18 protein-coding genes and 4 pseudogenes are annotated in these 22,400 nt (G+C 51.1%); 15 read left to right on the top strand and 7 right to left on the bottom strand.

All coding sequences use genetic code 11. The features are described from left to right. Positions 1 to 30 precede the first annotated feature (30 nt). Positions 31 to 885, top strand: a complete 855-nt coding sequence (locus KNP80_RS02210) for an NAD-dependent epimerase/dehydratase family protein (protein ID WP_214831953.1) — start codon at positions 31 to 33, stop codon at positions 883 to 885. 35 nt (positions 886 to 920) lie between these two features. On the opposite strand, the gene KNP80_RS02205 is transcribed toward KNP80_RS02210, so the two are convergent. Then, positions 921 to 1,898 carry an NAD(P)/FAD-dependent oxidoreductase gene (locus KNP80_RS02205; protein ID WP_214833505.1) on the bottom strand — a complete coding sequence of 326 codons (978 nt, stop codon included), beginning with the start codon at positions 1,896 to 1,898 and terminating at the stop codon, positions 921 to 923. 266 nt (positions 1,899 to 2,164) lie between these two features. On the opposite strand from KNP80_RS02205, the gene KNP80_RS02200 reads away from it, so the two are divergent. The 5 genes and pseudogenes from KNP80_RS02200 to ptsG (KNP80_RS02180) all read left to right on the top strand — a co-directional run. Further along, complete coding sequence (locus KNP80_RS02200; RefSeq protein WP_214717628.1) at positions 2,165 to 3,376, top strand: NAD(P)/FAD-dependent oxidoreductase; 1,212 nt, start codon at positions 2,165 to 2,167, stop codon at positions 3,374 to 3,376. 126 nt (positions 3,377 to 3,502) lie between these two features. After that, on the top strand, positions 3,503 to 3,820 hold the full coding sequence (locus tag KNP80_RS02195; RefSeq protein WP_021065526.1) for a YuiB family protein: 318 nt from the start codon (positions 3,503 to 3,505) through the stop codon (positions 3,818 to 3,820). Between the two features lie 105 nt (positions 3,821 to 3,925). Further along, positions 3,926 to 4,771: a glucose PTS transporter transcription antiterminator GlcT gene (gene glcT / locus KNP80_RS02190; protein ID WP_021065527.1), complete on the top strand. Its 846-nt coding sequence runs from the start codon at positions 3,926 to 3,928 to the stop codon at positions 4,769 to 4,771. A gap of 217 nt (positions 4,772 to 4,988) precedes the next feature. Then, positions 4,989 to 6,488, top strand: a pseudogene (ptsG, locus tag KNP80_RS02185) (glucose-specific PTS transporter subunit IIBC); the annotation flags it as partial. A 140-nt stretch (positions 6,489 to 6,628) separates the two neighbouring features. After that, positions 6,629 to 8,566 (top strand): annotated as a pseudogene (gene ptsG, locus KNP80_RS02180) (glucose-specific PTS transporter subunit IIBC); the annotation flags it as partial. Between the two features lie 137 nt (positions 8,567 to 8,703). Here the strand turns inward: ptsG (KNP80_RS02180) and ptsP are convergent. Then, on the bottom strand, positions 8,704 to 10,422 hold the full coding sequence (ptsP, locus tag KNP80_RS02175) for a phosphoenolpyruvate--protein phosphotransferase (protein WP_214833499.1): 1,719 nt from the start codon (positions 10,420 to 10,422) through the stop codon (positions 8,704 to 8,706). A 329-nt stretch (positions 10,423 to 10,751) separates the two neighbouring features. Here ptsP and KNP80_RS02170 point away from each other — a divergent pair, with 329 nt between their 5' ends. Both KNP80_RS02170 and KNP80_RS02165 read left to right on the top strand, forming a co-directional pair. Next, positions 10,752 to 12,194: a leucyl aminopeptidase gene (locus KNP80_RS02170; protein ID WP_214833496.1), complete on the top strand. Its 1,443-nt coding sequence runs from the start codon at positions 10,752 to 10,754 to the stop codon at positions 12,192 to 12,194. A gap of 135 nt (positions 12,195 to 12,329) precedes the next feature. Next, positions 12,330 to 12,989 (top strand): DUF429 domain-containing protein, encoded by a 660-nt coding sequence (locus tag KNP80_RS02165; protein ID WP_214831950.1) that lies wholly within the window; start codon positions 12,330 to 12,332, stop codon positions 12,987 to 12,989. Positions 12,990 to 12,993: 4 nt separating this feature from the next. On the opposite strand, the gene ytvI is transcribed toward KNP80_RS02165, so the two are convergent. Further along, the gene (gene ytvI, locus KNP80_RS02160; RefSeq protein WP_214717623.1) at positions 12,994 to 14,121 is read right to left on the bottom strand and encodes a sporulation integral membrane protein YtvI; all 1,128 of its coding nucleotides are present in this window, start codon (positions 14,119 to 14,121) and stop codon (positions 12,994 to 12,996) included. An 85-nt stretch (positions 14,122 to 14,206) separates the two neighbouring features. Here ytvI and KNP80_RS02155 point away from each other — a divergent pair, with 85 nt between their 5' ends. Further along, positions 14,207 to 14,992 carry a MazG nucleotide pyrophosphohydrolase domain-containing protein gene (locus KNP80_RS02155; protein ID WP_214717622.1) on the top strand — a complete coding sequence of 262 codons (786 nt, stop codon included), beginning with the start codon at positions 14,207 to 14,209 and terminating at the stop codon, positions 14,990 to 14,992. 120 nt (positions 14,993 to 15,112) lie between these two features. Then, positions 15,113 to 15,535 (top strand): annotated as a pseudogene (locus tag KNP80_RS15775) (SH3 domain-containing protein); the annotation flags it as partial. Positions 15,536 to 15,581: 46 nt separating this feature from the next. Here KNP80_RS15775 and KNP80_RS15770 read toward each other — a convergent pair. After that, positions 15,582 to 15,827, bottom strand: coding sequence for a hypothetical protein (locus tag KNP80_RS15770; protein WP_251132311.1), 246 nt, complete (start codon positions 15,825 to 15,827; stop codon positions 15,582 to 15,584). A gap of 146 nt (positions 15,828 to 15,973) precedes the next feature. Here KNP80_RS15770 and KNP80_RS15765 point away from each other — a divergent pair. After that, positions 15,974 to 16,144 (top strand): annotated as a pseudogene (locus KNP80_RS15765) (SH3 domain-containing protein); the annotation flags it as partial. A 39-nt stretch (positions 16,145 to 16,183) separates the two neighbouring features. Then, on the top strand, positions 16,184 to 16,738 hold the full coding sequence (locus KNP80_RS15760; protein WP_251132310.1) for an N-acetylmuramoyl-L-alanine amidase family protein: 555 nt from the start codon (positions 16,184 to 16,186) through the stop codon (positions 16,736 to 16,738). Positions 16,739 to 16,795: 57 nt separating this feature from the next. On the opposite strand, the gene KNP80_RS02145 is transcribed toward KNP80_RS15760, so the two are convergent. Genes KNP80_RS02145 through KNP80_RS02135 form a run of 3 tightly spaced genes read right to left on the bottom strand, consistent with a single transcriptional unit; the run spans position 16,796 to position 20,596 of the window. After that, entirely contained in the window at positions 16,796 to 17,836 is a 1,041-nt protein-coding gene (locus KNP80_RS02145) for a ribonucleotide-diphosphate reductase subunit beta (protein ID WP_021065536.1), read from the bottom strand. Next, a complete protein-coding gene (locus KNP80_RS02140) occupies positions 17,793 to 18,299 on the bottom strand; it encodes a flavodoxin domain-containing protein (protein ID WP_214717616.1) in 507 nt (168 codons plus the stop codon). Before KNP80_RS02140 ends, KNP80_RS02145 begins: the two co-directional genes overlap by 44 nt. 29 nt (positions 18,300 to 18,328) lie before the next feature. Continuing rightward, positions 18,329 to 20,596: a ribonucleoside-diphosphate reductase subunit alpha gene (locus KNP80_RS02135; protein WP_214833490.1), complete on the bottom strand. Its 2,268-nt coding sequence runs from the start codon at positions 20,594 to 20,596 to the stop codon at positions 18,329 to 18,331. 509 nt (positions 20,597 to 21,105) lie between these two features. Here KNP80_RS02135 and KNP80_RS02130 point away from each other — a divergent pair. Genes KNP80_RS02130 through KNP80_RS02120 form a run of 3 tightly spaced genes read left to right on the top strand, consistent with a single transcriptional unit; the run spans position 21,106 to position 22,397 of the window. Further along, positions 21,106 to 21,339, top strand: a complete 234-nt coding sequence (locus KNP80_RS02130) for a DUF1871 family protein (protein WP_021065539.1) — start codon at positions 21,106 to 21,108, stop codon at positions 21,337 to 21,339. Between the two features lie 12 nt (positions 21,340 to 21,351). After that, a complete protein-coding gene (locus KNP80_RS02125; protein WP_021065540.1) occupies positions 21,352 to 21,600 on the top strand; it encodes a NifU N-terminal domain-containing protein in 249 nt (82 codons plus the stop codon). Further along, positions 21,597 to 22,397 (top strand): glycosyltransferase family 2 protein, encoded by an 801-nt coding sequence (locus KNP80_RS02120; protein ID WP_214831944.1) that lies wholly within the window; start codon positions 21,597 to 21,599, stop codon positions 22,395 to 22,397. Before KNP80_RS02125 ends, KNP80_RS02120 begins: the two co-directional genes overlap by 4 nt. Positions 22,398 to 22,400 lie beyond the last annotated feature (3 nt).

Below are 22,400 nucleotides of genomic sequence, written 5' to 3'. Positions count from 1 at the left end.
TGTCATTTTTATGTAGGAGGGGTAGGGACGATGAGAAAAGTATTGATATTCGGTGGGTCACGCTATTTTGGAAAGCGGTTGGCGCTTCGCTTGGCGGAGACCGGTGATGATGTGACGATTGTGACGCGTGGACAGCTCCAAGTGCCAGAGGCGGAAGGCATTCGTTCCATCAAAGGGGACCGACAGTCGGTGGCGACGATGAAAGATTTATCGCGCGACCGTTACGACCTCGTCTATGACAATATTTGTTTCAATCCATATCAGGCGAAAATCGCATCGGACGCGTTCATGGATCAAGTTGGCAAATATGTGCTCACGTCGACGATGTCGGTCTATGCACCTGGCGCCGATTTGAAAGAAAGTGACTTCAATCCGCTTCATCATGACTATCATCTCGAGTCCGATCACGACTATGGACAAGGTAAACGAGAAGCCGAGTCCTACTTCTTTCACCGCGCCTCGTTCCCGGTCGCGACCGTCCGTCTGCCGATCGTCTTAGGTCCAGACGACTATACGGATCGTCTCAAGTTTTATATCGATGCCGTCCGTCGAGAAGAGCCGATCGTCCTGCATCATCCCGAAGCAAAGATGGGCTTTATCTCAAGTTTTGAGGCGGCGTCGTTTTTAGAGTGGGTCGGTCGGGCCAATGTGACCGGTCCGTTCAATGCGGCGAGTGAGGGCATCATCTCACTCGGTGCACTCATGGAGCGGATTGGCCATCATTTAAATAAACCGGTCCAAATCATCAAAGACGGCGAGTCGTCGCCATATGATACGGACGTCGACTATTACATGTCGATTGCCGAGGCGAAAAAGGCCGGCTTCGTCTTTACCCAACTCGATGACTGGCTCGATCGGGTCATCCTCCAAACCATCCGTAAATGAAAATGGCCCTCATCGCGATGATGAGGGCCATATCTTTATTTCCCGGCAAATACCGAAGTTGAGTGTTGCGGGTGACGCGCTGTCGGGTCGACGAGCTGCTTCACTTGGTTGATGGCGATTGGGGCTTCTCCGAAGCCGGTCGCAATCAATTTCACTTTTCCTTCATACGTGGCGATGTCACCGCAAGCGAAGATGCCGGCGACCGTCGTCTCCATGCGTGAGTCGACGCAGATTGTGTTCTTCTCGAACTCCATGCCCCAGTTTTTGATTGGGCCGAGTGACGAGACGAAACCGTAGTTACAGATGAGGTCATCGATCTCGACGAATTTCGATTCGCCGTCTTTGTCCGTCAATTCGACCGACTCGATGTGCGTCTCACCTGAGAGTGATTCGATGTTATATGGCGTCCAGACGTTAATCGTCGAAGCTTTCATCTGTTCGACCGTATGCTCGTGGGCCCGGAAGCGGTCACGGCGATGGACGATATGGACTTCTTTGGCGATGCCTTCGAGCATGAGTGCCCAGTCGACGGCAGAGTCGCCGCCACCGGCGATCATGACGCGACGGTCACGGAACTTCTCCATGTTGTCGACGAAGTAATGAAGGTTCGCATAGTCTTCGCAACCATCGAGGCCGAGCGGTCGTGCGGCGAATGCCCCGTTCCCAGCTGTGATGATGATGGCTTTCGTATGGTACTCATCTTTATTCGTCGTAATCTGGAACGTGCCGTCTTCAAGACGCTCGACCGTTTCAACGGTCTCCCCGAGACGGTAGTCTTGTTCGAACTGATCAGCCTGGGCTTTCAATTGGTCAATCAAATCTTGGGCCTTCACTTTCGGGAAGCCCGCGATGTCGTAAATATATTTTTCTGGATACAATGTCGACAATTGTCCGCCGAGTTGTGGCAAACTTTCAATCAACGCCGTATCAAGTTGGCGCATACCTGCATAAAATGCGGTGAACAGTCCGACCGGGCCGCCACCGATGATGATCACATCTTTCGTCGATTTCATCGAATTCCTCCTCAAAACGTATACATCTATTATAGTGACAATCGTGAATTAAATCCATTCTGTACAAACATGCTACACATTCAAAAAAATTTCAAGAAGATATGCTTTTCCATTGAGAAAACAAAACAAACAGCGTACAATGAACGAGAAGCAATTGTGAACATTGGTTGAACAAGGTTTGGGCTTTATTGTGAACACTCATGTGAAAAAACACACAACATGATTGTTCAAGAAAACAAAACTATCAAAACAAGGTGGAAATGAACATGAAACGACCTAACATTGTTATTCTTGGCGCAGGTTTCGGTGGACTCATCACAGCGGTCAACCTCCAGAAGACGCTCTCAGCTGGCGACGCGAACATCACGCTCATCAACAAGCATGATTACCATTACCAGACGACGTGGCTTCATGAGCCAGCGGCCGGAACGATGAAACCGGATCAAGCTCGCATCTACATCAACGACGTCGTGAACCCGTCACGTGTGAAATTTGTCAAAGGGATCGTCGATCGCGTCGATACTACGGCAAAACAAGTCTTGCTCGTAGACGGTTCAGCAGTTGAATATGATTATGTCGTGTTCGCGCTTGGCGGCGTACCGGAGACATTCGGTATCCCTGGCCTTAAAGAGCATGCGATGACAATCAGCTCGCTCAACAGCGTCCGTAAAATCAAAGAACATATCGAGTACTCGTTCGCTCAATATAAAACGAACGGTTCAGCTGACCGCTCGTACGTGACGATCGTTGTCGGTGGCGCCGGCTTCACAGGAATCGAGTTCCTCGGTGAGCTCGTCAACCGTGTGCCTGAGCTTTGCAAACAGTATGACGTGCCACGTGAAGCGGTTCGCATCGTGAACATCGAAGCCGCTCCGACTGTACTTCCTGGTTTCGACCCAGAACTCACGACGTATGCGCAGAAATGGCTCGAACGAAACGGCGTCGAGATGAAACTCGGAAACGGCATCAAAGGCGTTGAGCCTGGTGTCGTCACGTTCGGTCCACTCCAAGGTGACACGACAGAGACGATTGAAGCGAACACGATTCTCTGGACAGGTGGCGTCAGCGGTAGCCCGATCGTTGAGAAGTCTGGTTTTGAAGCGGTCCGTAACCGTGTCATGGTCGAGGCGGACAACCGTGCCCCTGGTCACGACAACGTCTTCATCATCGGTGACTGCTCGGCTGTCATGGATCCGGTCTCAAACCGTCCATACCCGCCGACTGCCCAAATCGCGACACAACAAGCGCACAACGTGGCGAAAAACATCGCAGCACTCATCAACGGGAAATCAACTTCGAAGTTCACGTATGAGAGCAAAGGGACAGTCGCATCACTTGGCCATAACGACGGCATCGGTATCGTCATGGGCAAAAAGATCTTCGGTCGCAACGCTTCATTCATGAAGAAAGTGATCGACAACAAACACTTCCTCGAATTGAAGAAGTACGGTCTCGTCCTCAAAAAAGGTAAATTCTAAGCCATATATCTGAGTGGCCCGCTCCTAGGAGCGGGTCACTTTTTTATTGTCGGTAGGGTGCGGTTCACCTTTGACCTAAGCGCAGACGATTCGGTATAATAGACAACGGGAAAAGGGGGCAATCGCATGCATATCATCCAGGCTGTCATTGGGGCGATTCTTTATTTGGTCATCTTCTTCAGCATCGGCTTCATTTTGAACATGCTACTTAAAAAAACATGGACGCTCGTGTTCATCTATCCGATTTTCGTCATTATGATGATTGATAACGTCAAGCTCTCGAGTTACATCACGGAGACATCGACCGCGCTCGCCAACGTTTACGAACGGGTGCTCGGACTTCAGTTTTTGGATGTGTTCATGCTTGGTTTCGGACTGCTCGGTGCGATTTTGGCCGGCGTCACGATCCGCTACTTGCGTAAGAGTGGTTACTCAATGTTTTAAAGACGGCAGAAATGTTCGTCTTTTTTGTTTTCTGCCTACTTTTTTAGAAGGCGAACCGATATACTAGATAAGATAACGATTTAATTAGTAAGGGATGCGATGAGAATGACATTACCGATGTATACGATCAAGAAAGTGTTGAATAATAGCGTTGTCATTTGCCAACATGATCCGGAACCGGAAGTCATTCTACTCGGGAAAGGGATTGGCTTCGGCAAGAAAGCGGGCGATCTCGTCGACCCGGCCAGTGTCCCGGAGAAAGTGTATCAACTGACAGATAAAGAAGAGCAATCACAATACCGTGAGCTCGTCAAACACGTCGATGAAGACTTTATTGCCTTCATGCAAGAAATCGTCGGGTTTATCGAGAACAATACGGGCAAAAAAGTCGATCAACATATTCATATCGGTTTGACTGACCACTTGTTCTTCACGATGAAGCGGATTGAACAAGGGATGGAAGTCACGAATCCGTTCTTGCTTGAGACCGAATCGCTCTATCCGAACGAGTACGCGCTCGCCGAACGTATCGTCGATATGATTCACGAGCGGCTTGACGTGTTATTGCCGGACGCGGAAATCGGTTTCATCGCGCTCCACATTCATTCGGCGACGACGTTCAAAAACGTCCTCGAGGTCAATCGACACAACCAAATTATCGGGCAGATCGTTCAGACGATTGAGAGTCGTTTGAACGTCAAAATGGACCGGAGTTCACTCGATTATAAGCGCTTACTTCGGCACTTAAGGTACGCCGTTGAGCGGGTTGCGACGGGTGAGATGGTGGAGGCCCCACAAAAAATTGAAAAGGTATTGCGCGAAGAATATCCGCTATGCTATAGTACTGCTTGGGAGCTGATGGGCATCATGGAACGCGAATTAAAGCGTCCGGTCCCGCGAGGTGAAGCGACATATTTGACGATGCATCTCCAGCGCCTAACAAGTAGATAACTGATACCACGTATCTTACGTGTTACTGATTCGATCAGGCATGAGTAAGGAGTGGAACGCAACGATTTCTCTATTAGGAGAGGTCTACGTTCTATACCTTATTCATGCCTGTTTCTGTTTTTATAAACGTTTATTATGAAAACGTTTAGATACGTCGGTTGTCTGACATCTACAGTCGTCTTTCCACACGAAACAATCACAAAAAGGAGGATTTATCATGTTTAAGCAGATCTTTGGTGTTCTTCAAAAAGTCGGTAAAGCACTTATGCTTCCTGTTGCGATTTTGCCGGCAGCCGGTCTTCTTCTTGCATTCGGTAACGCGATGCAAAACCCGGCCCTTACATCACGCGCTGGTTGGTTAACGAACGAAGGCGTTGTGAAATTCGCTCAGCTCATGGAGCAAGCGGGTGGCATTATCTTCTCGAACTTAGCACTCTTATTCGCAGTCGGTGTCGCGATCGGTTTAGCAGGGGACGGCGTTGCCGGACTCGCAGCCATCGTCGGATTCCTCATCATGAACAAAGTTATGGGTGTTTGGCTCGAACTCACACCTGAAATCATCGCACAAGGTGATCCGGCTTACGCATCAGTACTCGGGATTCCAACGCTCCAAACTGGGGTATTCGGGGGGATCATCGTCGGTCTGATAGCCGCCTGGGCATATAATAAGTACTTCAACATCGAGTTGCCGCAATTCCTTGGCTTCTTCGCTGGTAAGCGTTTCGTCCCGATTGTTACTGCAGTATTGGCAGTTGTCGCTGGTTTCGTCATGCTTCTCATCTGGCCACCAGTTCAGCACGGCTTGAACACGTTCTCAAACTTCATGTTGACTGAAAACCGCACGTTCGCGGCATTCATCTTCGGTTTGATCGAACGTTCATTGATTCCATTCGGTCTTCACCACATCTTCTACTCACCATTCTGGTTCGAGTTCGGCTCGTACACGGATGCAGCGGGTAACATCGTTCGTGGTGACCAAGCCATCTTCTTCGCACAAATTCGTGATGGCGCTGAGCTCACAGCCGGTACGTTCATGACTGGTAAGTACCCGTTCATGATGTTCGGTCTTCCAGCAGCAGCACTCGCAATGTACCACGAAGCACGTCCTGAACGTAAAGCAGTCGTCGGTGGTCTCTTGGCATCGGCAGCACTTACATCGTTCTTGACTGGTATCACTGAGCCGATCGAGTTCTCATTCTTGTTCGTTGCTCCACTCTTGTTCGCAGTACACGCAGTCTTCGCGGGCCTTTCATTCATGGTCATGCACATCTTGAACGTCAAAATCGGGATGACGTTCTCGGGCGGTTTGATCGACTACCTTCTCTTCGGTGTACTTCCTAACCGTACAGACTGGTGGCTCGTCATTCCAGTCGGTCTCGTGTTCGCAGTCGTTTACTACTTCGGATTCCGCTTCGTTATCCGTAAGTTCAACCTTAAAACACCGGGCCGTGAAGATGAAGTCGTTGAGCAATCAACTGCTACAGGTTCGGAACTTGCACAAGATATCCTCGTTGGTTTCGGTGGTTCACAAAACATTAAACACCTTGACGCATGTATCACACGTCTCCGCGTCGAAGTAAAAGATAAGAGCCAAGTCAACAAAGAAGAGTTGAAACGCCTTGGGGCAGCTGGTGTCCTTGAAGTCGGTAACAACATTCAAGCCATCTTCGGACCACGTTCGGATGCTTTGAAATCAGAAATGCAAGCGGTCATCGCTTCTGGTAACGAAAAGAAAGCTAACTAATTGAAGCTATAAGCCAATCCGTTATGGGTTGGCTTTTTTTGTATGGGTGAAACGGTTTCAGCCTACTGGCAGATGGGGAAAAGTAAGTATTCTGACAAAAGGAGGGAACCATGATGTGGAAGAAAGTGTTTGGTGTTTTGCAGCGAATCGGGAAGGCACTCATGCTTCCGGTTGCGATTCTACCGGCAGCCGGTCTATTACTCGCATTTGGTACCGCGTTCCAAAACCCTGATCTCGTTTCGCTCTTACCTTTCTTGGCAAACGATTCACTCGTCCTCGTCTGGCAAGTCATGACAGATGCCGGGGATATCGTGTTTGCCAATCTAGGTCTTCTGTTCGCCGTCGGTGTCGCCATCGGGCTAGCCAACGGGGACGGTGTTGCCGGGTTAGCAGCTATCGTTGGTTATTTGATTATGAACAAGGTTATCAGCACGTGGAACGGTATTACCGCGGAAATAGCCCAGGGAGACCCGGCCTATGCCACGGTACTCGGGATTCCGACGCTCCAAATGGGGGTATTCGGGGGTATCATCGCCGGTTTGATTGCCGCATTCGCGTACAACAAGTACTTCAACATCAAGTTGCCGGATTTCTTAGGGTTCTTTGCAGGGAAACGGTTCGTGCCAATCGCGACCGCCGCGTTCAGTTTGCTGATCGGGATTGCGCTCGCCTACATTTGGCCGCCAATCGGTTCGGCCATCAACACGTTCTCGAGCACGATCATTGAAGCGAACGTCGCCGTTTCTGCCTTCGTCTTCGGTTTGGTTGAACGTTCTTTGATTCCGTTCGGTCTGCATCACATCTGGTACTCTCCGTTTTGGTTCCAGTTCGGGGAATATACGAACCAAGCGGGAGATCTCGTCCAAGGGGACCAACGAATTTTCTTCGCCCAACTTCGTGACGGGGTCGAATTTACAGCGGGTACGTATATGACCGGTAAATTCCCATTCATGATGTTCGGATTACCCGCCGCTTGTCTCGCCATGTTCCATACCGTCCCGAAAGAACGTCGCAAAGACGTCGAAGGACTTTACTTCTCAGCAGCCCTCACTTCATTCTTGACGGGAATCACCGAGCCGGTCGAATTCTCGTTCGTCTTCGTTGCACCTCTACTCTTTGGTATTCATGCCGTCTTCGCTGGACTTTCCTTTATGACCATGCACTTGCTCAACGTTAAAATCGGGATGACGTTCTCAGGCGGACTCATCGACTATCTCTTGTTCGGGGTGTTACCGAACCGGACAGCCTGGTGGCTCGTCATTCCAGTCGGTCTCGTCTTCGCGGTCATCTATTACTTCGGGTTCCGTTTTGCGATCACGAAGTTCGACTTGAAAGTGCCGGGACGTGAAACCGTCGCCGAAGGCAAAGGCGCCCGCGGCGCTGTCGGAGATGACTTACCGCATGAAGTGCTTGTCGGTCTCGGAGGACCGGAGAACATTAAGCACCTCGATGCTTGTATCACACGACTGCGCGTCACCGTGAACGATGTCAAACAAGTGGATAAAGACTTGCTGAAAGATTTAGGGGCGGCCGGAGTACTCGAGGTCGGGGATAACATTCAAGCCATCTTCGGTCCGAAATCGGATACGCTCAAATCGCAAATCGCGGCCATCATCGAAGGCGGCGAATATAAACCGAAAGAAAAAGCTGTCATCACACCGGAAGCGGCTGAACATGCCGACCATCGATTCCTTGCCCCGATGTCGGGTGTCATCTTATCGCTTGACGATGTGCCGGACCAAGTCTTCTCGGGCCGGATGATGGGTGAAGGATTTGCCATCGAGCCGAGCTCGGGACAAGTCGTTGCGCCGGTCACCGGTCAAATCACCACGTTCTTCCCGACGAAACATGCAATCGGCCTACTCGCGGACGACGGACGAGAGATTCTCATCCACGTCGGACTCGACACGGTCAACCTGAAAGGGGAGGGCTTCGTCGCCAAAGTGAAAGAAGGCGACCGGGTCGAAGCAGGGGACGTCTTGCTCGATGTCGACCTCAACTTGATTCGTGACAAAGTCCCATCGCTCATCACGCCGATCATCTGGACGAACGGAGACGGCAAAATCGTCGTCGTACCATTCGGAGAGACGGTCGTCGCCGGGGAAGCGCTCGACTTCAGAACGGATGACAAAGGAGCCGAGTAAACAAAAAAGAAGCTCTCGCAACCGCGAGAACTTCTTTTTTTGTGTTACTTCTTAATATCGAATTTTTCACTGAGGAAGTTCACGACTTCTTCAGCTGTATCCATGTTGAGGACGTCGTTGACGATTGCTTCTGTTTCCGACTTCGTCAAACGCTTCACGAGGCTACGTGCGCGAAGGACGCTTGAAGCCGACATCGAGAATTCGTCAAGACCGAGTCCGAGCAGGATTGGAATCGCAAGCTCTTCTCCAGCCATCTCTCCACACATACCGACCCATTTACCGGCTTTGTGTGCTTCTGTGATGACGTTGTGGAGCAAGTTCAAGATGGCCGGGTTGAACGGTTGGTACAAGTACGAGACTTTCTCGTTCATGCGGTCCGCTGCCATCGTGTATTGAATCAAGTCGTTCGTGCCGACTGAGAAGAAGTCGACTTCTTTCGCGAATTGCTTCGCCATGACGGCAGTCGATGGAATCTCGACCATCATCCCAGTTTCGTAGTTACCGACAGCAATTCCTTCTGTCTTCAACTTCGCTTCTTCTTCAAGCAAGATGGCTTTCGCAGCACGGAACTCTTCAAGCGTCGCGATCATTGGGAACATGATGGCGAGGTCACCGTGCGCTGAGGCACGGAGAAGCGCGCGAAGCTGTGTGCGGAACAAGTCCGTCTCTTCGAGGCAAAGGCGAATCGCACGATAGCCGAGGAACGGGTTCATCTCTTTTGGAAGGTCGAGGTAAGACAATTCTTTATCTCCACCGATATCGAGCGTACGGATGACGACTTGTTTGCCGTCCATACCTTCGATGACTGCTTTATAAGCTGTATACTGCTCTTCTTCCGTCGGGAACGTTTCCGAGTCCATGTAGAGGAACTCAGTCCGGTAAAGACCGATGGCGTCAGCGCCGTTTTTCAATACGCCTTCGAGGTCGTTCGGTGTACCGATGTTCGCTGCAAGTTTGACCTTGTGGCCGTCGGCTGTGATCGACTCTTCGTTGACGAGTTGTTTCAACTCTTCTTTATACGCTTCGAATGCAGCGCGTTTTTCGTTATATTCGTTGACGAGTTCTTCAGACGGGTTGACGAACACGTCGCCCTCTGTCCCGTCGATGACGACGAGATCGCCATTTTTGATTTCTTCAAGTGCTACTTTTGTACCGACGACGGCAGGGATCTCGAGTGAACGAGACATGATTGCCGAGTGAGACGTACGTCCACCGATGTTTGTCGCGAATCCTTTGACGTACTTACGGTTGAGCTGAGCTGTATCAGACGGCGTCAAATCTTCAGCGATGATGATGACTTCTTCTGAGATTGAGGCTGGCGTCATGAACGTGACACCGAGAATGTGCGCCATGACACGTTTCGTGACGTCACGAACGTCTGCTGCGCGCTCACGCATGTACTCGTTATCCATCGATTCAAAGATCATGACCATCATTTGAGCGACTTCATCGAGAGCCTTCGCAGCGTTCATGTGTTCGCTTTCAATTTTGTCGTTCACTTGTGAGACAATCTCAGGATCCTCGACGATGAGCAAGTGAGCCGAGAAAATCTCAGCCTTGTCTTCACCGAGCTCACGAAGCGTGATTTGACGGATTTCTTCGAGTTCTGTTTTTGACTGAGCGATGGCCGCTTGGAAACGGGCTTTCTCAGCTGCTATGTCCTCGATTTTGTTTGTCGGGATGTCGAATGAAGGTGTCTCCATGACGAATGCTTTCGCAACTGCGATTCCTGCAGATGCGCCAATACCTTTAATGTGTAACATAAGCGTAGTCCCTCTCTTCAAAGAAATAGTGGTTTCCAATGTTATCTCGTTAGTTCTTACCCGAAATGAAAAAGGAACTAACGAAAACCTGGAAGATTAAAGTAGCAACGGTCTACTACTAGGGGAAGCCTCGACCGAACAAAATGGCCTCGCCTCAACAGTGAGGGATGCCTGATTGCGTACTTTCTTATCCTATCATAAAATAAATCATCGTCACAACGAGGAGTTAACGCCTGAATTCGAAGAATTCATGACTCTTACGCATACTGTTTCATTATTTCGCCGAAGTTCGTTATGCTAACCATATATAAAGAAGGGAAGTGGCAAACATGTATCAAGTGAAGGATTTAGATTGGAACGGTTCATACGACACGATCGTCGTCGGAATCGGTGCGGCCGACACGATTGACGAAGGCCTCGATACGTTGTTTAACGGGCGCGTCAAGTCGCTCATCCAAACGTCGGACATCTCGACGAAAACAGGGGAACTGTCCATCGTCCCGACGTTCGAAGGAACGGTCAAACGCATCCTATTCGTCGGTCTTGGACAACGCAACGAGAATACGCCTGAGAACGTGCGCAATTGGTTCGGGAAAGTCGCGAAACAAATTAAAGCACGCGCCTTCACAAACGTCGCGGTCGCGCTCGACGCGTTCGGACCGAACACGGCGAAACTGTTTGCCGAAGCGTATGAGATGGCGACATATGAGCACCCTACATACAAATCTGAACCGAAGCCGGCGAAGTCAGACGTGACGATCACGTTGCTCGGTGCTGGTGTAGAGGAAGAGGCGTTGACGGGTGCCGCTTACGGACGCGGTGTCAATGTCGCACGGACGCTCACGATGATGCCGGCCAATATTTTGACGTCGGAAACACTCGCGGACTATGCGGTCGAATTGGCCGAACGTCATGGATTCAGCCATCGCATCTTGGAGAAGGAAGAGATGGAGGCGCTCGGGATGGGTGCACTGCTCGCCGTCAATCAAGGGTCGACCATCCCGCCGAAATTGATTGTCCTCGAATACCACGGTGCAGGCGATGCAGCGCCCGTCGCCGTCGTCGGAAAAGGAATCACGTTTGATACGGGTGGTTACTCAATCAAGCCGAAAGACGGCATCGTCGGTATGAAAGGCGACATGGGGGGCGCGGCGACCGTGCTCGGCCTATTCGAGACGCTTGCGACGACGAAACCGAACGTGAACGTCATCGGCGTCATCCCATCGACGGACAACATGATCTCAGGGGACGCGTTCAAACCGGATGATGTCATCACGGCGATGAGCGGGAAGACGATTGAAGTGCTCAATACCGACGCAGAAGGTCGTCTCGTCCTCGCCGACGCAGTCACGTTTGCCAAGACGTATGAACCACAAGCCATCATCGATGTGGCGACGCTCACGGGCGGTGTGCTCGTCGCACTCGGCACAGAAGTGACTGGTTGCCTGACGAACGATGCGTCGCTCTACGGCGCCTTAGAAGCTGCGAGCCGAGAGACGAATGAACTCGTCTGGCAAATGCCATACTTCGACGTCTTCATTAAACAAGTCCGGAAATCAGAAGTCGCAGATTTGAACAACTCGCCGGGCCGTTATGGGCATATGATCTTTGGTGGCGCGTTCGTCGGTGAGTTTGTCGGCGACACGCCTTGGCTCCACCTCGATATCGCCGGGACGAGTGAACGTTCGGCGGCAAGCGATCTCGGACCAAAAGGACCGACTGGGGTCATGGTACGCACGCTCGCATTGATGCTCGAAGAGTGGAAACGTTGAAGTCAGGATTGTTATTGATTGGCTTAGCCGTCGTCTTCGGACTCGGATACACGGCTTGGCCGAGTCAATGGTTGTTGGGAGTGACCGTCTTATGCGCGGTGCTCGGAATATTGTTTTTGATGCAGGAGGGACGACGTGGTCGGAGTAGGAATTGATGGCGCGAGCGGGAGCTGGGTACGAATCACGTACGATAGCATCTCGCTCTGTTTGACCATCTCAGAAAAGTTGGAAGATTTATTGATTGAAGGGGCCGTCCACTTTGTCGACATGCCGAAAGACTTGGCGACGATCGATGCGCCGGACCGGTCGTGTGATGCCTGGATGCGGTCACAACTGAAGCAGCGGAAGTCGTCCATCTTCACGCCGCCGATTCAAGACGTGCTCATGGAGGCGTCCTATGCCGAGGCGAATGCGAAGAGCCGGGAACTGGTCGGAAAAGGGATCAGTAAACAGGCGTGGAACTTGGTGCCGCGCATCCGTGAGTTTCAAACGATCACGGATGCGGACGTCTACGAGTCGCATCCTGAAGTGTGTTTTGCCGTCATGACGGGGAACGAGGCGGCCTTCAGCAAGAAGACCGAGGCGGGAGAGCTCGAACGGATCGAGTTGTTGCGCCGTTATTCGAACAGCTCACCATGGAAATGGAAGATGTCGAACGTGCAAGTCGATGATATCATCGACGCCTGTATTTTGGCCGTTGCCGCCTATGAGGCGGGCACGACCGGGATGGTGACGCATCCGGACCAAACTGAAGGGGCACCGTTCGTGGCGGTACCGAAGACAAAAGAGCGATGACGTGTCATCGCTCTTTTGGTGTCGTCGGCCCGATGACGAACTTCCACATATAGTGGAACACTTGGGCGTTATAGAGGGCTTTGAGCAAGACGGCCAATACCGGCCCTAAAATGAAGCCGAGTACACCGAACAGCTGGAGCCCGACAAAAATCGAGATGAGGGCGGCGAGCGGGTCGAGGCCGATGTGAGAGCCGACGATTTTCGGTTCGGCCAGATTGCGTTGCACGATAACGACGATATAGAGGACGACGAGCCCGATTGCGAGGAACCATTCGCCCGTGACGGCGGCATAGGCGGCCCACGGCAATAACAGCGTCCCGACACCGAGATATGGCAACAAGTCAAAGATGGCAGCTAGCAGGGCGAACGAGAACGGGTTATCGACACGAAGGATGAACATGCCGATTAAGACGATTCCGAACGTGATCGAGATGAGCGTCAATTGCGCGCGGACGTAACCGAACAGCGCCGAGCGCAAATTCGTCATGACGAGCTCGAACTCTTTGAAACCTTTTCGTTCATTCAAGCGAGCGATGGACTTCATATAGTCCGGCCAGTCTTTTGTGATGAAGAACCAGGCGAGCACGATGACGATGAACAAGAGCAAGACGAGCGGCAACGCGCTCAAGATGCCCTGCAACAAGCCGGCGACCCCTCGGGACAAGACGCCGATCGCGGCGCCGAGCTGGACACCGATTTCGGTGATGCCACCTTCGAGCGAATTCGCCTGTCCAGGGTTGAGTCGTTGGATGCTGTCGTATGCATCGTTGACCCATGGGGCGAGTTTTTCATTGAATAGACGTTGTATGTATTCGGTAAACGTTTCAATCTGGGCAGGCAATTTTTCGGCGGCAATCGTCAAGTAGCGAATGAGTTGCGTCACGACGATGGCAATCACTCCGCTGACGATGCTCATGACAATCAATAAAGATACGAGAGTGCCGAGGGCGCGTGGCAACTTGGTCTCACGCTCGAACCAGTTGACGAGCGGGACCGTCAACAAGGATAACAAGAGAGCGAACACGAATGGATACGTGTACGTGAAGAGGACGCTCAGTCCCCAGATGACAAAGATGAGCCCGATGATGACGAGCAGGAAACGAAGTAGTTGCCATAGTCTGGCTGGCGACACGATGCATTGCCCCTTTCCTAACAATTGGATTGAGCATAGTATACCACGCAAGCGGTAAATATAGAGGATGGATAGGTGATTAAATATGAAGGAATTACAACGACGAATCGATCAAATGATTATTCATTTAGGTGGCTATTGGCGGCCGCTGTCGGGATTGGCCAGACTGCTAGAAGAAGTCGGTGAAGTCGGCGGAGCATTGTATGCGAACGACCAATCGGCGCTACGGGAAGAACTGATGGACGTGTTTGTCATTTCGACGTGTCTGGCGAACCAGTACGCCATCACGCTTCAGCGTCAAGAGGCCGGAAATGGTCAGGAGGCGCAGGACAAGACGTACTATCGGCTCGTTCGTGAGGCCGGGGAAGTCGGACGGATTTTAAACGCCTATGAAGGGGACAAAAAACTGAAGGCGTCCGCGACGCCGGGTTCGTTGCAGCGACATATCGAGGCTGTCCAACGAGCGGTCCTCGACCTTGCGTCCCAAAACGACTTTGATTTATATGCAGCGATTGGCTCACTCATCGAAGACAAGTCATCCCGGGACTTCGGACGTTTCGACCATACCCCGGACCCGATCACGGAAGCGTCGGTCCGCGCCTATGTGGCGTATGTAGAAGGACGCTATTGGGGTGGAGTAGCGGCTAAACCTTCTGAGGCGGCAAGCCGATATAGAGAGCGGGAACAACACTTGGCTCGATTTTTAAAAATTGCCCAAGTCGAGGGTCTCGACGGGTTCGTCATTCAACAGCCTGACCCGTCATTTTTGATTGAACATTCGATAAAAGGTGATTTCGGTATCCCGTCGTCTTTCACCGTGGAGATGGAGGATAATGAAGCGGGCACGTTTGTGGTGATTCGGAAAATGTAAATAAATACATTTACCTTATTGTTAAAATATTCAATTTATTATGCAAATTTTCACTTTTTTAATGCGGGCAGTATGCTAATATGAACATGTTATCAGTTCTGATGTCTCATGTAGAAAGGAATGTTTTGGATGATTATAAATTTTTTTAAAACAGTAATAATTCTTATTGTCATGCTGTTTTCTATCCAGATTCCGATAGCGGAAGCTGCTCCGTTAGAAGGGAAAACAACAGTTAATTTAAATTTACGCGCCTCACCGAGCACAGGTGGGAAATTGATTCAAACTTTGAAAAAAGGAACGACAGTAAAATACGCAACGCATAACAAATCATGGCATAAAGTATATGTTAAAAATCGAGTTTATTATGCTTCTTCAGCCTATATCAAACGAACGACAGGCTATGCAAACCCAAAAGTTAAGCCAATGGCAAAATTGCAAGGCGTCACCAAGGTCAACTTGAATGTGCGTACATCCGCTAATACAAAGGCTAAAATCATTAAGACTTTAAAAAAAGGTACTTCGGTTCAATACACGAATCACAATTCATCTTGGGCGAAAGTATATTTGAACGGTAAGACGTATTACGCTGCTAAAACATACATCGCACAAAAGGGCGCTGCTTCGAAACCGCCGGCAGCGAAACCGCCGGCAGCGAAACCGCCGGCAGCGAAACCGCCGGCAGCGAAACCGCCGGCAGCGAAACCGCCGGCAGCGAAACCGCCGGCAGCGAAACCGCCGGCAGCGAAACCACCGGCATCAAAACCTCCGGTCGTAAAAAAAGAACAAGGTTATACAAAGCAAAGTGTAAATCTGTATGAGCGGGCGCTTCAAGCATCTCCAATTGCTCGTGTATTACCGAAATCTACGGCAATAGTATACAGTAAATACGACGCGTCTTGGTCGATTGTATACATCGGGTCAGAGTCATTCTACACATTAACTACGGGTTTGTCTTCTGAGAAACCACAGACTACTCCAATCATGAAACCACATGGAAGTGTATACACAAACACGCCGGGAGACGTATTGAATGTGAGATCAAGTGCATCTCCTAAAGCGACTATTCTTGGAAAACTTGCTCATAGTACATTAGTTGAACATTATGGTTCAAAAAGTGGTTTTTACAAAATTAAGTACAATGGAAAAGAGGGCTATATCGCATCGACTCACACCATAACGACAAAACCGAAAATGACAGTGATTGTGCTCGACGCAGGGCACGGTGGTCGTGACCCGGGCGCTGTCAATGGATCCCTCTATGAGAAGACGATCGTGCTTGACGTGACAAAGCGGGTCGAGACGTATCTTCGCTCGAAATATGGATATCAAGTTCGGTTGACGCGCTCGACGGACATCTATTTGACGCTCGATCAACGCGTTCAAACTGCTAAGACACTTCGCGGCAACTTGTTCGTCAGCTTGCATACGAACGCAGCGACGACACCGTACGCCAAAGGTGTTGAGACGTTTTATTCGTCATCATCTGCCCACAGTGGCAAAAGCCGTGTCCTGGCAACAAATATCCAATCCAATTTGATGGGGAACATGTCCGGGATGACGAGCCGTGGCGTCAAGACTGCGAACTATTATGTTATTCGTTATAATACGATGCCATCAGCGCTCGTCGAACTCGGTTTCATCTCCTCGCCTCAAGACGTTACACATTTAAGGAGTAATGCTTCACGTCAACGGATGGCAGAAGGAATCGCAGAAGGCATTGCCCAATACGTACATGCTTACCACTAAACCTCATCACAGTATAAAAATCCCCCAACTCATCGTGAGTCGGGGGATTTTTTGTACTTATAGGTCATCGAAGCCATTGGCGTCGGTGACTTTGGCGTATGAGCGTGATTTCTGTTCGAAGAAGTCAGATTTCGTAGCATTCAATGAGTCGTCTGAATAGGCGCGAATCCAAGGCATGACATCTTCATTGAACCCTTCATACAGATCGTTCAAACCGATGACACGGAGGCGCTTGTTGGCGAGGTATTTGACGTAGTCGCGCATCTCGCTGACGTCGAGCCCATCGAGGTCGCGCAACACGTACTCACACCACTCGATTTCAAGGTCGACGGCTTCCGCCATCGTGTCATAGACGAACTGGCTGAAGCTGCCGTCCGCGTCGATCTCCGGATTTTCCGTTAAGACGGCCCGAAGCAACTGGCTGACGAAATACGAGTGTTGCATCTCGTCACGTTGGATGTAACTGATCATCGTCGACGTGCCGACCATCTTCTGATGGCGCGCCAAGTTGTAGAAGTAGGCGAAACCAGAATAGAAGTTGATCCCTTCGAGGATGATTGAGGCGACGAGCGATTTGGCGAACGTCTCGGCCGTTTGGTCGGCGCGGAAGTCCTCATATAAGTCCAAGATGAATTGATTGCGTTTCATGACCATCTCGTCGTCCTTGGCGATATCGAAAATACGATTTTGTTCGCTGAGCGGGACGAGGCTTGAGAGGACGTAGCTATACGATTGGTTATGGACGACTTCTTGCTGAGCGATGACGGCGAGCACGGCGTGCACCGACGAGTCCGATGAGAACATCGATGACTCGAGGATGTAACGCGTCTGCACCGAGTCAAGGATTGACAGCAGACCGATGATGCGTTTGAAGGCATCCTGCTCGCGCTCCGTCAACTGCGGCCATTGCTGCATGTCTTTGGACATCGAAATTTCATCCGGGATCCAGAAGTTCGAGAGCAGTTGCTTATAGATGGTATAAAACTGTGGATAGGCGATGTCGTTCCAATTTACGATGGAACTCGTCTCGCCCCCGATAATGGCTGTCGCCCGGTTAGGATGTTTGGGCGACAGTAGTTTGATCTTTTGAATGTTCATGGACATATACTCCTTCTTCGGCGTTTCTAGCCAACCGTTCGGCCCAATGACGGACGTTGTACGGTTGATTGCGCGGTGATTGCTCGATTTTCAACGTTTCACCGGCGAGGGGGATCCCGTATTTCGAAAGGTGGTACGCCATCTCATCGACCGCTCGACAGAAGTGGACGAACATCTTGTCCCCGGTCCCGAATACGGCGGCTTGGCGAAGCGGCACGTCGAGCTCTTTCAAGACGAGCCGGAACGTGTCTTTCATCTCGTCCGGTAAGACGCCGTCGGCCCACGTGTACGACCCGAAATAGACGAGGTCGTACGTGGCGAGCGATCGGGCTTCGCGATGGCCGATGCGGTCCGCTTCGAACAAGACGACGCGGTCGCCCCGATTAGCGTGGCTTTCCTGAATCAGCTCGGCGACTTCTTCTGTATTCCCACTCATGGAACTATAGACGATGGCGATGTGCATGGTCGTTCCCACCTTTCTGTTACGTGACGTTATGAAGCACACGATTCACATTCGTCGACTTCAACAGTTGTCGAACGCGTGTAGTAGATTGATTTCATTCCGAGCGACCACGCCTCGAGGTGCATCGAGAGGAGTTCGGTCGCTTTGACGTCGTTTTTGACGTACAGGTTGAAGCTGATGGCTTGGTCGATGTGACGCTGGCGCGCCGCGTTTTGACGGATGCTCCAGAGTTGATCGACTTCGAACGCTGATTTATAGAACCAGTTCGTCTCCGAGTTGAGGTCAGGGACCGTCACCGGAATCTTATAGTTTTTCTTCTCTTCCGAGTAGACCTTCTTATAAACCGGGTCGATTGACGCGGTGCTGCCAGCGATGATGGCCGTCGACGAGTTCGGAGCGACCGCCATCATATAGGCGTTGCGGACACCGTTTTTGTGGACCGCTGCGGCGAGGCCGTCCCAATCGAGTTCGTCGTGTGAGCGGTAGTTGCGGCGCTTGAAGTACTCACCCGTGTGCCATTCCGATCCTTCGAAGACCCCGAACGCGCCTTTTTCTTTGGCGAGTTCCATCGAGGCTTGAATCGTCAAGTAGGCGATTTTCTCGTACAGCTTCTCCGCGTATTGGACGGCATCGACCGATTCCCAACGGATGCCTTCCAGTGCGAGCAAGTGATGCCAGCCGAACGTGCCGAGTCCGACGGCGCGGTATTTCTGGTTCGTGATCATCGCTTGTGGCACTTCAATCGTGTTCAAGTCGATGACGTTGTCGAGCATCCGCATTTGAATCGGGATGAGTCGCTCGAGGACGTCCGATTTGACGGCCCGGGCGAGGGCGATTGAGCTCAAGTTACAGACGACGAAGTCACCAGGTGTCTTCGTGATGACGATTTTTCCGTCTTCCGTGTACTCTTCATCGATTGTCGTCGGCGACATGTTTTGCGCGATCTCTGAGCAAAGGTTCGAGCTGTAAATCATGCCGGCGTGTTTGTTCGGGTTGGCGCGGTTCACGGCGTCGCGGAAGAACATGTAAGGCGTTCCTGTCTCGAGCTGTGAGCGCATATACCGTTTGACGAGGTCGATGGCCGGTACCGTGACGCGAGTCAGTTCAGGCGTATTGACGCACGCCATGTATTTCTCCGTGAATGAACCGCCGTTCTCTGTCTCATCATAGAAGTCTTCGAGGCTGAAGCCCATGACCGTCCGGATTTCGTGCGGGTCGAATAAGTGCCAGTCACCGCGGGCTTCAACCGTACGCATGAACAAGTCTGGCAAACAGACGCCCGTGAACAAATCGTGGGTCCGGAGACGCTCGTCCCCGTTATTCAATTTCGCATCGAGGAACTCGAAGATGTCCTTATGCCAAATGTCGAGGTAGACGGCAATCGACCCTTGGCGCATGCCGAGCTGGTCAACCGAGACGGCCGTGTTGTTCAACTGTTTCATCCAAGGGAGCGCACCGCTTGAGACGCCTTTGAACCCTTTGATGTCACTGCCGCGTGAGCGGATCTTACCGAGATAGACGCCGATGCCGCCGCCGCCTTTCGAGAGTGTGGCCACGTCCGTGTTCGAATCGTAAATGCCGCGAAGCGAGTCATCGACTGTGTCAATGAAGCATGAGCTGAGCTGCCCGTACGATTTCCCGGCGTTCGAGAGCGTCGGTGTGGCAACCGTCATATAGAGGTTCGAGAGTGCCCAGTACGCTTCCTCGACGAGCTTGACGCGCTGGTCGGCGTTCTCCTTTTGCATGAGCGTCATGGCGATGACCATGAACCGCTCTTGCGGCAACTCATATAGGTTCTTGACATGGTCGCGGCCGAGGTAACGGTCCGACAACGTCCGGAGACCGATGTAGGTGAACATGCGGTCGCGTGACGGGTCAATCAACGTCTCCAAGTAGGCGATGTCTTCTTTCGAATACGTATCGAGTAAAGCCGAGGTGAAGATGCCTTTTGTCGTGAGCGTCTCAATCATCGGATAGAGCGCACCGTAACGCATCGAGGCGTCATAGCCACGGTTTCGTGCCGCTTCTAAATAGAGGCGGTTTAAGTACATCTCAGTGGCAACGAACGTCCAGTCCGGCTCTTCTGCCTGCAACATGTCGAGGGCGTGCATCGTCAAGAGTTCATATACTACATCTTGTGTCAGTGTCTTTCCTTCGAGCGCCCGAACGGCCCGTTCTTCATATCGTTCAACACTGAGCTGTGGGTAGCGTTGTTTAAGGGATTGGATCATTGTAGAGACGTCAGCGAGCGTTGGCGTCGCAGCCAACAGCGTCTCGTGGTGGATAGGGGATGTCAAAACGATCACTCCTTCTTCGAATGTAGATATTATAAAGGTATAGCGGAACTTGTCCGATACGACGTCAATGTGAGCGGAACGTGATAAATATCCGTTAACTATATATTGACGTTTTCTTGTCTTTTTAATCATAAATCACCTATATTTAGTTTTGCAATCTTGACATTCGGCAAACTGCAGACGCTTGAATTACTTTTACTCAAAAACGGCGCTGTCATACGATTTGAGATAAGATTTGAGATGAAAAAAAGTTTGAGCGACGGTTAAACGACAGCACATTCATTTTTATGTAAGCGGTCAATCGAGAAGCGAACGACCTCATTCGGCAGTCGCCTTCGTTATTTTTTGAGAAAATCCTGCTTCTTCCCACTACTGATTCATTACTATATATAGTGGTCGCTTGTTTTTGAAAACGAGGGAAATTCGAACGCTCACTAGCATCGGATTGAAAAGTGAGGTAGATTGAGGGAGTACGATTTGAAATTAAGGTAAAAAGAAGGGTTTAACAAATGAGAGCAGAAGACTTATTATTAGCATGGGACCCACTCGGTTACGGGCTTGGGTCGTATGGACCAGAGTTTGATGATATCGCCTTGGCGCTCATCCACATCGACACGATCGATGAGTTGGATGAGACGATTCGCCGGATTTTGACAGACGCGTTCGGCGACTGTCCGACCGAATCGGAAACACGGGCCATGGCGGCACACTTACTCGCGTCTTCAGAATCTTGTCACTTATAAGGGGGAACCACGATGTTACGTATCGATCCAACACCGAATCCAAATGCAATGAAAATCACACTTCCTGAGAACGTCTTCGGCGCGAAAAGCCAAAGCGTAAAAGCTGGCGAAGAGACGGACCAACCGCTTCTCGCGAAACTCGTCGCCATCGAAGGCGTGGAGAGCGTATTCGCCTATGGCGATTTCGTCACGGTATCAAAAGAGAATGGCGTGAGCTGGGAAACCATCTTGCCACACGTCGAAACTGCTTACCGCGGATGAACCCGCTCGTTTCCATCGTCATCCCGGTCTATTCCCGGGAGGCGGAACTGACGGAGCTGCTGGAAAGCCTGGTCGTCCAGACGTTTCAACAGTTCGAAGTACTTGTAATCAATAATGACGGGCCGCCAAAACAGCATCTTTTGGCGCCTTTTTTGAATCGATTGTCGATTCGTTATATCGAACTTGGCGAGAACCATCACGTCAAAGCCCGCAATCTCGGCGTGCAAGAGGCGAGCGGCGACTATATCTTATTGCTCGACGATGACGATTTGCTCATGCCGACACATCTCGAGTTGGCGCTCGCGGACATCCGCTCGGCCGACCTCGTCTTCACGGATGCGGAACTGTTCCGCTTCATATGGGAAGATGGACGTCGCCGCGTCACCGACTGGGAGGCGTTCGCCTACGACCTCGATTTGGAACGACTCCGTCAAGACTCGACGTTCATCCCGTCCGGCACGCTGTATCGCAAACAGCTCCACGAGACGATTGGACCGTTCGACGAGGATGTCTATAACTACTGGGACTGGGATTTCATTCTACGTGTCAGTGAAGTCGGGACGATTCGGCATCCCGCGCGCGCGACCGTGCTCTACGCGTTTAACGGCACGGACAATCTGTCGGCCAAACAAGATGAGACGCGTCGTCTTTACTTTGATCGGTTTTGTCACAAGCACGGCCTCGTCGATATGGAGATGAAAAACTTCCATATCGTTCAAGCCGAGCGACGGGACTACGTGAGACAGACAGAGAGAACGTTCACAGGGGCGTTCCCCGGTAGAACGGAAGGAGAATAAATT

It is taken from the genome of Exiguobacterium sp. E4787, assembly GCF_018618375.1.
Taxonomy (GTDB): domain Bacteria; phylum Bacillota; class Bacilli; order Exiguobacteriales; family Exiguobacteriaceae; genus Exiguobacterium; species Exiguobacterium chiriqhucha.
Note: the sequence above shows the minus strand (reverse complement) of the source record. Positions and strands in the feature narration are given on the sequence as shown.

Bases quoted from the DNA above. Each gene is read 5' to 3' on its own strand.
- KNP80_RS02145 (WP_021065536.1), bottom strand. From the start codon at position 17,836: ATGAACATTCAAAAGATCAAACTACTGTCGCCCAAACATCCTAACCGG.
- KNP80_RS02170 (WP_214833496.1), top strand. From the start codon at position 10,752: ATGTATCAAGTGAAGGATTTAGATTGGAACGGTTCATACGACACGATC.
- KNP80_RS02125 (WP_021065540.1), top strand. From the start codon at position 21,352: ATGTTACGTATCGATCCAACACCGAATCCAAATGCAATGAAAATCACA.
- glcT (WP_021065527.1), top strand. From the start codon at position 3,926: ATGACATTACCGATGTATACGATCAAGAAAGTGTTGAATAATAGCGTT.
- KNP80_RS02195 (WP_021065526.1), top strand. From the start codon at position 3,503: ATGCATATCATCCAGGCTGTCATTGGGGCGATTCTTTATTTGGTCATC.
- KNP80_RS02210 (WP_214831953.1), top strand. From the start codon at position 31: ATGAGAAAAGTATTGATATTCGGTGGGTCACGCTATTTTGGAAAGCGG.
- ptsP (WP_214833499.1), bottom strand. From the start codon at position 10,422: ATGTTACACATTAAAGGTATTGGCGCATCTGCAGGAATCGCAGTTGCG.
- KNP80_RS02200 (WP_214717628.1), top strand. From the start codon at position 2,165: ATGAAACGACCTAACATTGTTATTCTTGGCGCAGGTTTCGGTGGACTC.
- KNP80_RS02155 (WP_214717622.1), top strand. From the start codon at position 14,207: ATGAAGGAATTACAACGACGAATCGATCAAATGATTATTCATTTAGGT.
- KNP80_RS02140 (WP_214717616.1), bottom strand. From the start codon at position 18,299: ATGCACATCGCCATCGTCTATAGTTCCATGAGTGGGAATACAGAAGAA.
- KNP80_RS15760 (WP_251132310.1), top strand. From the start codon at position 16,184: ATGACAGTGATTGTGCTCGACGCAGGGCACGGTGGTCGTGACCCGGGC.
- KNP80_RS02205 (WP_214833505.1), bottom strand. From the start codon at position 1,898: ATGAAATCGACGAAAGATGTGATCATCATCGGTGGCGGCCCGGTCGGA.
- KNP80_RS02120 (WP_214831944.1), top strand. From the start codon at position 21,597: ATGAACCCGCTCGTTTCCATCGTCATCCCGGTCTATTCCCGGGAGGCG.
- KNP80_RS02130 (WP_021065539.1), top strand. From the start codon at position 21,106: ATGAGAGCAGAAGACTTATTATTAGCATGGGACCCACTCGGTTACGGG.
- KNP80_RS15770 (WP_251132311.1), bottom strand. From the start codon at position 15,827: ATGCTTGAAGCGCCCGCTCATACAGATTTACACTTTGCTTTGTATAAC.